Source organism: Bradyrhizobium sp. LA2.1 (genome assembly GCF_040547725.1).
In the GTDB taxonomy this organism is placed as follows: domain Bacteria; phylum Pseudomonadota; class Alphaproteobacteria; order Rhizobiales; family Xanthobacteraceae; genus Bradyrhizobium; species Bradyrhizobium barranii.
Window position 1 is genome coordinate 45,422 of sequence record NZ_JBEPQI010000021.1, and the last position, 12,776, is coordinate 58,197.

9 protein-coding genes are annotated in these 12,776 nt (G+C 59.3%); 6 read left to right on the top strand and 3 right to left on the bottom strand.

Annotated elements, in window-relative coordinates:
* Positions 1-249 precede the first annotated feature (249 nt).
* A complete protein-coding gene (locus ABIB95_RS32770) occupies positions 250-666 on the top strand; it encodes an SRPBCC family protein (protein WP_354245596.1) in 417 nt (138 codons plus the stop codon).
* Positions 667-855: 189 nt separating this feature from the next.
* On the opposite strand, the gene ABIB95_RS32775 is transcribed toward ABIB95_RS32770, so the two are convergent.
* Positions 856-2,229, bottom strand: a complete 1,374-nt coding sequence (locus ABIB95_RS32775) for a 4Fe-4S dicluster domain-containing protein (RefSeq protein ID WP_354245599.1) — start codon at positions 2,227-2,229, stop codon at positions 856-858.
* A 320-nt stretch (positions 2,230-2,549) separates the two neighbouring features.
* Between ABIB95_RS32775 and ABIB95_RS32780 the strand changes: the two genes are divergently transcribed.
* The 4 genes from ABIB95_RS32780 to ABIB95_RS32795 all read left to right on the top strand — a co-directional run bounded on the left by ABIB95_RS32780 (position 2,550) and on the right by ABIB95_RS32795 (position 7,459).
* The gene (locus tag ABIB95_RS32780; RefSeq protein ID WP_354245601.1) at positions 2,550-4,133 is read left to right on the top strand and encodes a winged helix-turn-helix domain-containing protein; all 1,584 of its coding nucleotides are present in this window, start codon (positions 2,550-2,552) and stop codon (positions 4,131-4,133) included.
* A 292-nt stretch (positions 4,134-4,425) separates the two neighbouring features.
* Positions 4,426-5,316 carry a hypothetical protein gene (locus ABIB95_RS32785; protein WP_354245604.1) on the top strand — a complete coding sequence of 297 codons (891 nt, stop codon included), beginning with the start codon at positions 4,426-4,428 and terminating at the stop codon, positions 5,314-5,316.
* A 277-nt stretch (positions 5,317-5,593) separates the two neighbouring features.
* Complete coding sequence (locus tag ABIB95_RS32790; protein WP_155795503.1) at positions 5,594-6,439, top strand: hypothetical protein; 846 nt, start codon at positions 5,594-5,596, stop codon at positions 6,437-6,439.
* 483 nt (positions 6,440-6,922) lie between these two features.
* Positions 6,923-7,459, top strand: a complete 537-nt coding sequence (locus ABIB95_RS32795; RefSeq protein WP_354245607.1) for a hypothetical protein — start codon at positions 6,923-6,925, stop codon at positions 7,457-7,459.
* 173 nt (positions 7,460-7,632) lie between these two features.
* Here the strand turns inward: ABIB95_RS32795 and ABIB95_RS32800 are convergent, their stop codons facing one another.
* A complete protein-coding gene (locus ABIB95_RS32800; protein WP_354245609.1) occupies positions 7,633-8,637 on the bottom strand; it encodes an ABC transporter substrate-binding protein in 1,005 nt (334 codons plus the stop codon).
* Between the two features lie 338 nt (positions 8,638-8,975).
* Between ABIB95_RS32800 and ABIB95_RS32805 the strand changes: the two genes are divergently transcribed.
* Positions 8,976-10,556, top strand: coding sequence for a winged helix-turn-helix domain-containing protein (locus ABIB95_RS32805; protein WP_354245611.1), 1,581 nt, complete (start codon positions 8,976-8,978; stop codon positions 10,554-10,556).
* A gap of 408 nt (positions 10,557-10,964) precedes the next feature.
* Here the strand turns inward: ABIB95_RS32805 and lepA are convergent, their stop codons facing one another.
* Positions 10,965-12,776, bottom strand: coding sequence for a translation elongation factor 4 (lepA, locus tag ABIB95_RS32810; protein ID WP_071916919.1), 1,812 nt, complete (start codon positions 12,774-12,776; stop codon positions 10,965-10,967).

A 12,776-nucleotide genomic window follows, 5' to 3' on the forward strand; every position in this document is an offset into this window, starting at 1 on the left:
CAGGGAGATAGTGTCGTCGAGCCCGGGTCGGGTTCAATGGCCACGGGCCGCATCGAACAAATGTGCCCCTCATCCCCAATTTGTTCGCCGCCGCTGGTGGGTGGCCAACAGACGTTTTGACATTTTTGTGTTTTCAACGCTTTGACGGCTCGACCCTGTCGGCATGGACCAGTCTCGATCGTCCTTGGATGGACCCCGCACACGTCAGTGATGCCGTCACCTAGAAAATCGAACCAGGAGCTTATGTTCATGAGGATCACCGTCGAAACCACCGTGGCAGCCCCCATCGATCAGGTCTGGCGTGCCTATACGACGCCTGCTGACATCATGGAGTGGAACGCCGCGTCCGACGACTGGCATACGACCAAGGCTACGGTCGACCTGCGGGAAGGTGGGGCCTTCTCGTCGCGCATGGAAGCCAAGGACGGCGGCATGGGCTTTGACTTCGCCGGGACTTACACGACGATCGTCGAACACAAGCTGATCGAATATTCTTTCGGCGATCGCAAGGCCGAAGTCGAGTTCGTGCCCGGGGCGAAGGGCGTCGTCGTCCGCGTTGTCTTCGATAGCGAACCGACACACTCGGTTGAGCAGCAGCAGGGCGGCTGGCAGGCCATCCTCGACAACTTCGCACGACACGTGCAGGCGAAGCAGAAGACGTCGTGAAGCCGTGCGGGGGGCGGGAGATGTCCCTGACGGGCGTCGTCGGCTTTTCGCGCAGAGCACCTGACGAGAATTGAACAGTCGAGGAATAGCCGGCTTGGGGGTCAGTCGCGTCGGTTGACCCCTCAGCCGGCGACCTCCGGTTTGCACCGGGCTCACCGGCGCGGTGGGCCAACAGGTGACGTCAAGCTGCTACGACGGCTCCACGCCCCCCGCGCGCGTCTCCGGGGGCGCGCCACGCCTCAGGGGAAGCGGCTGGTCGCCAAGCAACACCTTCACCACCACGTCACGCGCATTGTCGGGATCAAGCGAGTGCTTTGCGATCAGGTCGCTACAGTCGGCGACGATCTGGTCGGCGTCCTGCATGATCTTGAGCTCCTTGTAGCGATCGTGCCGATGCAGGCCCATGCTTTCGCCAACCACTTCAAGGATATTTACGATACGGAATGGCCAGTCGCGCTCGTGCGCGCACAGTTCGCGATGATCGGAATGATAGACTGCGACCAGTGCATCGACACCTGCATCGCGCGCCGCCTCAAGCTCCATGAGTTGCAATTCGCGCTTGTACTTTGGAAGCGCGCCGACATCCACGCTTTGCAAACCCACCGCCGGCTGGTTCAGATCGACGAGTTCGATACCGGGTACCGCCGTCAAGATCTCAGCGGCGGCTTCCACGACGCCGGCCACGCCGGGATGCCTGTGCAGCGCGACCCGCATTTCGACCCTGCGCTGAAGGTGCGGCTTGAGCTGCGCCAGCCGGTCGCCGAGAAAGCGCATGAACGGGTTCATCTCGAACGGGCGCGACCCGTGCTGTCGCTCCACCGTTGGCAGGATGGTCTCCGTGTACTGGACGTAGCACGACGGGCACCAGGAGATCACCTGCCCCGAGTTCGAATGCGACAGCTTTTCCATCGTACTCGATCCCATACGACCGGCCATCTCTGCGTCGCCGGACTTGAGTTGGAGAATGCCGCAACAATGGCTCGGTCCGCCCATCACCTGGTAACTGACGCCGAGCGCGTCCATGATATCGAGGGCAAGCAAGGCGATGTGCGGCGTCTTGAGCACATTGCAGCCGGTGTAAAACACGAAATCCGGCGCCTCAACGGGCGTGGCGACCGACGCCGATCTCTGACCCAGTCGTTCGAGCACGTCCGCATCGAGTTGCAGGCGCGAAAGCATGTTCACGCCACGACTGCCGTCGCGGTACCTCTCGACACCCCGCCGGCGCCGTTCGGCAAGCTCATTGTCCGACTTCGCGATGCCAAGCCGCGCCATGCTCAGCAGGAAACGCGGATTGACGCCATAGCTGCACGCCTTGATGCATGCCCCGCTCCGCATGCAAGACTGCGCCCATTTGCGCGACGCTTCCGGGCCGTTGCCGGTACGGACCAGCTCGAGAATGCCGCCGATGATGTCTTCGGACTTTGTCGTCCGCGAGATGCCGGCCGGCTCGACACTCGGACAGGCCTCGACGCATTTCCCGCATCGTGTACAGGCGTCGAGCATGTCTTCGGCATATTCAGCCAGGGACGTCTCGAAGGGGACCTCGTTCATCGGTTGCATGACCAACTCCCAGGCCGGCTGGAGGATCAGCTACGTGCGGCATACGACAGCGCCGGAACCTAACCCACAATTGGCGAGCTGTACACGAGCAGGCCGCAATGGGGATTTGTCGCCTTCGGGTCACGAGCAGCAATACTTGCAGTGAGCAAATCAAGTCGGCTCCGCCTCTGACAGGGGACCTCGGCAAGCCTCCCACAATTGTCGCGATGGGCCAGAAGCAGACAATCACCACCGTTGAGCGGCTTACATTTTGCTTACCGGCGGCATAGCTTATGCGTGGTTGACGTCCCTCAGCGAGCAAGGCCACGAGGGGAACGGCTGTGCGCTATCTCTTCGAGAACTACACATTTGACACAGACCGGCGTGAGCTGTGTCGCGGCGCCAAGATGATCCCTCTCGCGCCACAGGTCTTCGACCTGCTCGACTACCTGATCCGCAACAGGGAGCGCGTCGTCAGCAAAGACGACCTGATCCGCGCCATCTGGGACAACCGCTCCGTCTCTGATGCTGCATTGACGACCCGTCTCAATGCCGTCCGCGGCGCGATCGGCGACACCGGTGAGAAGCAGCTTCTGATCAAGACGCTGCCGCGCAAAGGCTTCCGTTTCGTTGGGGCCGTGCAGGAAGAAACACAGGGGAACCCGGCCGAGCAGGCTGGTTCGGCGACGTGTGGTGGCGTGACTGCAGAGACGTCGTCTTCAGCACATCGCCTTTCCATTGTTGTGCTGCCGTTCGCTAATCTCAGCGGAGATCCCGAGCAAGGCTATTTCGTTGATGGCGTGACCGAGAGTTTGACCACGGATTTGTCGCGCATCTCCGGTTCATTCGTGATCGGCCGACACACCGCCTTCACGTACAAGGATAAAGCAGTCGACCTCAGGAAGATCGGGCGCGAGTTGAACGTCCGCTACGTGCTCGAAGGCTCCGTGCAGCGCAGTGGGAACTGGCTTCGGGTGAACGTGCAGCTTGTCGATGCCGAAAGTGGCAGCCACCTATGGGCCGAGCGTTTCGACAAGCCCATCGCTGATCTGTTCGACATGCAGGACGAAATTGTGTCGCGGTTAGCCAACACGCTGGATGCCCAGCTTGTTGAAATTGAGGCCCGACGGGCAGAACACTCTGTACGTCCCGACGCGATGGATTTGTATTTCCAGGGCATCGCTCACTTAAACAAGGGAGTGACCCTCGAGCACCTGACGCAAGCGCGTGGCTTCTTCGAACGCGTCTTGGCGCTTGATCCCGGCAGTATCGAAGCACTGGTTGGCACGGCCATAGTTGACTACTCTATGGGCGTTAACTTCTTTACCGAAGACCGAGCCGCGTCCCTCGCGGCGGCCGAGACGGCCCTAAACAAGGCTCTGTCAATGGCTCCACAGCACGCGCAGGCTCATATGTATCTGGGCGTGGTGTATATTTTCACATTCCGCGCAGCCCAAGGGATTGCCGAATGCGAGCGGGCGTTGGCGCTGGATCGAAATTTGGCTAACGCTCATGGCTGGATCGGTCGTGGCAAGTTTCATCTTGGTCGCGCTGAGGAAACCGAGGCCCACATCCATGACGCGCTCCGCCTCTCACCTCGCGACACCTTTGCTTACCGGTGGATGATGGTCATGGGCCTCGCCAAGTTCTGGCTCGGTGCCGATGCCGATGCGGTCGCATGGTTGCGGCGCAGCATTGAGGCCAACCGGAATTTTCCCTTCACGCATTTTTTTCTCGCTGCGGCCCTAGCGCTTGTCGGGCAGCTGGATGAGGCGCGCGCTGTAGCGCACGCCGGATTGACGCTCCAACCAAATTTCACCATTCGTCGCTTCCGCGCTAACCCATACAGCGACAATCCGAGTTACCTCGCCAGGCGTGAGCGCGTCTATGAGGGCATGCGGTTGGCCGGGGTGCCCGAGTGCTGATGTCCGACTTGGGTCAAAATGCGAAGAACGCAGAGCGAGCAAAGTCAGTCCGCTCCACCCCACCAAGCGGACCTCAATGAAAGGTGTCGCCACTTCGCTGATCGGCCAGCAGCAGACATTGATCAGAGACGAAAACCCAACTTCACCAACGTCGTTGGGGGGCGGATTTCAGTATGCCGGAGCGCAAGCGTGAACTAGCCCACATTGGGTAGACCCGCGCGCGTGCTAAACTGCGCTGTGCGCACCAACTAACTTCGGTTCGACAAGAACTGGACGTTTCGCGGAGTAGGCCATGGACGAAAATCGTCGAAACGCACTTTCCACGGAATACGGCGAGGTCTGCAGCAACTTTCGGACGCTGACCGACATCCGGTTCAAGTTGCTGGGTCTACTGCCGATCGCGACCGCCGTAGCCATTGCGCTCAAAGTCGACCACATTGATGGCCGGAGCTTTGTGTTCTCGTTGTTTGGCCTGATCGCAACGATCGGGCTCGTGACGTACAATACGAGAAATGACGAGCTGTATGATGAACTCGTGAGACGTGCCGCATACATTGAACGAAGCCTTGGTCTCGCGGATGGAGCATTTGCCAACCGCCCGCGCGCGTCGCTCAAGTTTCGTCTTTTCGGCATCCCATGGAAAGTCGACCATCGAATAGGTGTCGGCACGATTTACCTTGCGTCTATCGCTGTTTGGCTTTTCCTGGTCTTGGCGTCGTTGTCGGCTTGGCTGGCTCCGGAGGCCTCGGTATTGGCTACGCTGGCTGCTTTTGGGCTCGCAGTCATTGCGACCTGGTGCGCGAGGACGTGGATCAAGCGTAAGAAGAAAGCGGTCGATGAGGAAAAGAGATCCTTGGCCATCGAGGCCGTTCAAAAGGCGTTCTCAACCGATTTGTCGCGAGGCACGGCGGACGGGGGGCTGATAGATTTGTGCTTCAAGCTCGCGGACGAGAAGACGCGCGAAATCATCGCCAAACGGGCTCAGTTCTATGCCGGAATCGATCGCGACTCCTCAATCTACTACCCGCCGGGCGTCTCAAAGGAACAGGCTGCATGTCACTTGGTGGCGCTACTCACGGATTTGCCACCGCGGTGGCTGTTCGATTGCGCCACAAATCGAAGAGGAGACATGCCAGAGAAAAGTCCCGTATTGTTCCCGCCCCGCGCTGACGAGGTAAGGTGATAGCGCATTGATTTTCCGCTTTGGGTCAGAAGCACCAGCCTGGACCTTGGCCGACGACTTCCGGTCTAGCGCCAGCTTCGGAAGTTCTCTCGCGGCGCGAAGAGCCAAGGGGCGACATTGTCCGCGAGCGGCTGGCGCCAGAACAAATGTGAGATAGTTCATATCGGGCGCGTCGCCGACGTGTTGCCATTCCGATGTTTCCGGCGAAACTTCATTTCTTTCGCCACCGTGGCCGGTGCGTATCGCGCTACGGTTCGGACTGTGCGGGAGGCGTTGAATGGTCAATATCAAAGTTCCTCTTAATCCAGTGCAGAAACGCGGCTTGTGGCCGCCCAAAGGCGGGCGCGAATATCCGGTCTTAGATACGGACGACTGGTGGAAAATTGCGGCGCGCGAGCACATAGATGCGTGGGCGTTAATCGAGTTCAATTTCCAAACGCACGTTCCTGAGGAGGTGAATTGGTATTTGCGAGAGCTCGTGGGTTGCCGCCACAGCCGTGACGGGGGGCGCAATTACGCGTTTATCGGGGCTGACCCGAAGCTGCGCAAAATCTATCTTCCCGCTGTGCCGCCTCCGCCCCCACCTGCACCCATACCCTGGCCCGATAAACTCAAGAAGCTCCAGTACGAGGTGGAGCATTCGAACGATCCACAGAAGGAACGATTCCTCTGCATGCTCAAGGCGATGGAGAACCGCCGTGATGATCGCGTGATCTTTTGGTCCACCATAGCCCCGGGCCCCGAGTGGGTTGCTCCGCTTGGCGTTGAGGGAAGAGGGATTGGGAAAGCGTTGATCGATTCGCAGTGGCTCTATAAAAATATAAAGACTGTGCGGGATGTGGACCTTCTTCCGTATGGCAACGGGTTACCGAGAAGCGATACTTTCGTGATCAGCTTCCACAAGTATCTGTTTGAAACGGCTTCGCCTTCCATCGGCATACTGCGCGCGGCGAACGCAGAAATTGTCAAGACGCATGTCATGTTGGATCGTTGGGCGAACCAAAGCATGGGTGGAAGTGCGTCGATGCCGACGTGTTATCGCGCAATCAAAGAATTCATTCGCTTGCAGGAGCAAAGTGATTACCCGTCTGTGATCAACTGCATCGTGACAACTGGCGCGTAACCAGTTCCCTGGGCGGATGACAGCACCAATCCCCACCGCTTCAACGATTGCGGAGTCATCTGCTTCGGCGGCGTTAAGTCCACCGACACGCACCTCGCACTCGCAATTCACCACGTCAACAAAGAGATCATCGGCTGGCTGGAACCGGCGGCAAACGGCATCTCTCATTTAGTTTGATCACCTCGTCGGTGGGCCGCTGGAGATGCAACGACACGTCGAGGTCGAGCGCTTTTTGGCGGTCGTGAAGTTGATCACCAGTCAAATTTGGTCGGTGCCTGAATCGGCGGGTTGTAGCCCTTCATTTTAGGTACGCTGGAACGCGACCGATGTCTCAATTGGGTCAAAATGCGAAGAACGCAGAGTGAGCAAAGTCAGTCCGCTCTACCCCACCAAGCGGGCCTCAATGAAAGGTGTCGCCACTTCGCTGATGGGCGAGAAGCGGACATTCCCGTTTGGAGCCCGAGTGTGCTAGCCTGAGGCACCATGCCCACACCTGCCGAAACAGTAAGAACCTACATTTTGGCCAAGGACGGCAACCGACCGTTCTTGATGAGGCAGGCGTTCTCTGAAGACATTGCACTCGAAATGGTGGTCAAGACCGACGCCATTTCATTCCCCAACACGGCTTCCGGCTTGAACGCCGTGGAAGAAATTTTGGTGCGTCGTTTTGGTGTCGAATACGAGAACATCTACACCTTCTGCCTATCCCAGCCTTCCGAGACTGACCGAGCGCGCTTTCAGTGCCATTGGTTGGTGGGGATGTCCGCTAAGGCCAGCGGGCAGCCGCTGCGAGTTGGATGCGGACGTTACGACTGGCATTTCAATGAGCACGGAAAAGTGGTGAGGCTGGTGATCACCATTGAAGTCATGAAAGTCTTATCGGGCGCCGAACTCGATGGCGTGATGCGCTGGCTATCTTCGCTTCCCTATCCGTGGTGCAGTCCGTCTCAGGCTCTCCTGTCATTTCCTCCGCAGAACGACCTGCGCGAGGTTGAAGCCTACTTGAAGCAGGCTCAGTAATCTCGAACTATGATTGGCCAATAGGGTTGACGTCCCGAAGTTGAAGCTCGCCGTGTCGCCTTCGGATCAATCGCGTCACTATGGCCGCGTGCCGCTCCCTTCCGGTCTGCCCCTGTGAACGGAAATCGTCAGACTGCGCGGGCATGTCACCCGCGGGCCATAACCGGACCTGTTCACTCGATGACCTTGTCGGCACTGGCCGAGAGTGCAGGAGAGACGGAAAGGCCCAGCTGCCTGGCCGTCTTCAAGTTGATGGACAGATCGAATTTGGTCACTTGGTAGAATGGAATATCGCCAGCTTTTGCTCCGCGGAAAATTGCGTCGATGTTGTTGGCCGCGCGCTTATACAATTCGACTAGATCAAAGGAGTAGGCCATTAGGCCCCCGGCTTCGACGGATTCGGTGAACGCGAAAATCGCCGGAAGTCTCGCGTCGGTCAGCAACTTGGCGATCAAAGCGCTGTTTTGAAAAGTTTCAGGGGAGTCGACCACCATGACTGCATTTGCGCCTTCGCCGGAAAGGCTCTCTACCGCTGCCCGCCAGTCATTTTCTTGAGCACCAACATCCAGTAGCGACACCGCGATAGGTAGGCCAGCCTCCTGGGCCGCTGCGGGGATAGGCGAATCCTTGACGAGCCCGCTGTATTGGATGTGAAGGGCGAGCAAGCCAAGTTTTGATATTGAAGGAAAGATTTCGCGCAGCAGTGCAATCCGCTTTCCATGAATTGATGGACCGGCGTCGATGCTGGCTCCCGTAAAATTTCCGCCCGGGCGAGCCAGACTTTCGGCAATCCCCAGTCGAACGGGGTCGGCAGTTATCGTTACGATTGGAATACGCGATGTCAGTTTTTTGAAGATGAGTGCGCCAGGACCACCGAGGAGAATGACGTCCGGGTTGCTGCTAACGATTTCCGTCGCCAAGGCCTCGAGGCCGGACGTGTTTTGCTCTCGTCCATAACTTTCGACTTTGAGGTTTTGTCCCTCGATCTGTCCCAACCGTCGCAGCTCGGCGAAGAGGGCTCGAGGATATTTTTTCCCGCTAAGCTCGTGCCAGTCCGCGCTCGGCTCTGACGGGACGAAAATAGCAAGACGTTTCTTCTTGGCGCTCTCCGCCGCCGCAGCCAGCCGCGGCAATGCTACCGCACCACAAACGGCACCGAGAAAAGCACGCCGCCTCATGTTCGCCCCCTAGCTAGAGTCTAGGTCAACGCATCTTAGCGTCTAAAAGGCGATACTGAAAATCAAAGGTGGCTCTGCGATGTCCGGGTTGGGTCAAAAGCGTCGGTTTGGCGCTCAGGGGCAAACTTCCGCTCTGCCGCCATCACCCGACACAGCTGCACCGCGTCAACGGAAGCGATGGGGCACGAGCGGAAGTGCCTAGCCGCTCCATATCGGCCGCCGTCGGTCATCCCTGAACGAACAGCTTACTTTTCTCTCGTCTCCGGCCTATTCTTGGTGTCCTTCTGCGATGAGCGCGTTTGGGAAGAAATGAGGTCTATCGGGCGGAGAAGACGGCCTTGCGCTATCTCTTCGAAGACTACGTATTGGACACGGACCAGCGCGAGCTGCGCTGCGGAGCCGTGCTGATCGCTACTGCGCCACAAACGTTTGACTTGCTCCTTTACCTCATTCGCAACAGGGAGCGGGTTGTTAGCAAGGACGACCTCCTCGGTGCTGTTTGGAGTGGTCGCATCGTCTCGGATGCCGCGCTCACGACGCGCATGAATGCTGCTCGCGGCGCAATTGGCGACACGGGCGAGAGACAGCGTCTGATAAGGACGATGCCCCGCAAGGGTTTCCGCTTTGTTGGCACAGTGCAGGAGGCGCAAAGGCCCACAACCGTCCCCCTTGGCCATGTGGCGCAGAACGATGATGCAGCGCAGAGGTCGCTTTCACCACCTCGCCTTTCCATCGTTGTGTTGCCCTTCGTCAATCTCAGCAGCGCCCCAGAGCAGGACTACTTTGTCGATGGCGTGACCGGGAGCCTCACCACGGATTTATCACGTATCAGTGGCTCATTCGTCATCGGCCAACACACCGCGTTCACCTACAAAGGCAAATCGGTCGATGTCAGGCAGATAGGTCGCGAGTTGAATGTTCGCTACGCGCTCGAAGGCTCGGTGCAGCGTTGCGACGATCGTCTCCGGGTGAATGTTCAATTGATCGACGCGACGACGGGCAATCATTTGTGGGCCGACCGCTTCGACAAGTCCTTCGCCGATCTGCTCGATATGCAGGACGAAATCGTAGCCAGGATTGCGCGGACCTTAGACGTCCAACTCGTTGTCGCAGAGTCGCGGCGCGCGGCAAGAACGCTGAATCCCGATGCTGCCGATCTCTATTTCCAGGGCCGCTATTCCTGGAACAAAGGATTGACACCCGAATATTTGGCAGAAGCTCGCCTTTTTTTTGAACAAGCCTTGGCGATTGATCCCAACAATATCGACGCCTTGAGCTGGACGGCGACGGTCGAGTCCGCACTTGGAGTTTTGTTCCTAACCGACCACCCCCACGAACATCTGACAGCAGCAGAGACAAAAGTGCTGAGGGCGCTGTGCCTTGCGCCCGACCATGCGTGGGCTCATTTCACCTTAGCCGTCGTACTCATCTGTACGAATCGCGTGGCCCGAGGCATGGCTGAGTGCGAGCGAGCCTTGGCCCTGGACCGCAATTTGGCTGACGCTCACGAGATGCTGGGCGTCGCCAAAAATTATATGGGTTGCGCTGCGGATACGGAGTCCCACATCAATGAAGCGCTGCGGCTGTCCCCTCGCGATATCTCCGCCTTTCGATGGATGAATACGGCGGCCTTTGCCAAGCTGCTGATCGCTGCCGACGCTGAAGCAGCGGTCTGGTTTGCTCGAGGAATCGAAGCCAATCGAAACTATCCGCTCTTGCATTTCGGATACGCTGCAGCGCTCGCGCTTCTTGGAAGGCTGGACGAGGCGCAAGTCGCGGCGAAAGCGGGACTTGCGCTCGATCCAGGGTTTACCATCCGTCGCGTCAAAGGCGTTTCAGTGAGCGGCGAGGCGACGTTCGTCGCAGGCATCAAGCGCTTTGTTAAGGGAATGCACATTGCCGGAGTACCGGAGGGATGATGTCGGCGGCCAGTTGACTGCTGAGTCGACAAGAGCGCCGATCGAACTCCGCTTAGGGTCAAAAGCAGTCTTCGAGGACAAACGCCTGGCAGGTCGGTTGACGAGCCAGAAGCCGAAGCAGGCCGTCACCGACGTGGCGCCTGGATATCGAATTCAGAGGTTGCCAATCGGTCGGCGGCGGAGATGGTGCGTTCTGATGGACGCCTGCTGGACACCCGCTGCCATGATGCCATCATGCCCCTGTTTTGCCCGACGGGTCAAATCGATTTCGTAAAATCGAAAAAACCCAATGCCGACAAGGGCGCGGCTACTGTGCATGGGGTTGTTTTCGCGAATTTTGCATGTCGGCCCCCGATAGGCCGGGCCGGCCCCAATCTCGTTGGGCCCGGAGTGGCCTGAGCGTTCCCCTCAGCTATCCACCTTCAACGCGGCAATGAAGGCTTCCTGCGGGATGTCGACCTTGCCGAACTGCCGCATCTTCTTCTTGCCTTCCTTCTGCTTCTCCAGAAGTTTCCGCTTACGCGTGATGTCGCCGCCGTAGCACTTCGCGGTGACGTCCTTGCGCAGCGCACGCACCGTCTCGCGCGCGATCACCTTGCCGCCGATCGCCGCCTGGATCGGGATCTGGAACATGTGCGGCGGGATCAGCTCCTTCATCTTCTCGACCATGGCGCGGCCGCGCCCCTCCGCGCGGGTGCGATGCACCAGCATCGACAGCGCGTCGACCGGCTCGTTGTTGACCAGGATCTGCATCTTGACGAGATCGGCCACCTTGTAGTCGGTCAGGTGATAGTCGAACGAGGCGTAGCCTTTCGAGACCGATTTCAGGCGGTCGTAGAAATCGAACACGACTTCGTTGAGCGGCAGATCGTACTTCACCATGGCGCGGGAGCCGACATAGGTCAGCTCCTTCTGCGCGCCGCGGCGGTCCTGGCACAGCTTCAACACGCTGCCGAGATATTCGTCGGGAGTGAGGATGGTGGCCTCGATCCAGGGCTCCTCGATGTCGGCGATCTTGACCACGTCGGGCATGTCGACGGGATTGTGGATCGAGATCTCCTGGCCGTCGGTCAGGTGCATCTTGTAGATCACGCTTGGCGCGGTCGCGATCAGGTTGAGGTCGAACTCGCGCGACAGCCGCTCCTGGATGATCTCGAGGTGCAATAGCCCGAGGAAGCCGCAGCGGAAGCCGAAGCCCAGCGCAGCCGAGGTTTCCATCTCGTAGGAGAAGCTCGCGTCGTTGAGGCGCAGCTTGCCCATCGCCCCGCGCAGCGTTTCGAAGTCATTGGCGTCGGCCGGGAACAGGCCGCAGAATACCACCGGGATCGCCGGCTTGAAGCCCGGCAGCATTTCGGTGACCGGCTTCCGGTCGTCGGTGATGGTGTCGCCGACGCGGGTGTCGGCGACTTCCTTGATCGCCGCGGTGATGAAGCCGATCTCGCCGGGGCCGAGCTCGTCGACCTGCTCCATCTTCGGGGTGAAGAAGCCGACGCGCTCGACATCATAGGCCGCGCCTGTGCCCATCATGCGGATGCGCTGGTTCTTCTTCATGACGCCGTCGACCACGCGGATCAGCACGACCACGCCGAGATAGACGTCGTACCAGCTGTCGACCAAGAGCGCCTTCAAGGTCGCGTCGCGGTCGCCCTTCGGCGGCGGCAGGCGGGTGACGATGGCTTCCAGCACGTCGGGGACGCCGAGGCCGGTCTTGGCCGAGATCATCACGGCGTCGGAGGCATCGATGCCGATGACGTCCTCGATCTGCTGCTTGATCTTCTCGGGTTCGGCCGCGGGAAGGTCGACCTTGTTCAGGACCGGGACGATCTCGTGATTGTTGTCGAGCGCCTGGTAGACGTTGGCGAGCGTCTGCGCTTCGACGCCCTGGCTGGCGTCGACCACCAGCAGGGAACCCTCGCAGGCCGCCAGCGACCGCGAGACTTCGTAGGCGAAGTCGACGTGGCCGGGCGTGTCCATCAGGTTGAAGATGTAGTCCTTGCCGTCCTTGGCGTGGTAGGCGAGGCGGACCGTCTGCGCCTTGATGGTGATGCCGCGCTCGCGCTCGATGTCCATGGAATCGAGCACCTGCTCCTTGCCCGCCATTTCGCGGTCGGTGAGGCCGCCGGTCATCTGGATCAGGCGGTCGGCCAGCGTCGACTTGCCATGGTCGATATGGGCGACGATGGAGAAGTTGCGGATGTTGGAAATGGGGACGGTCGTCAT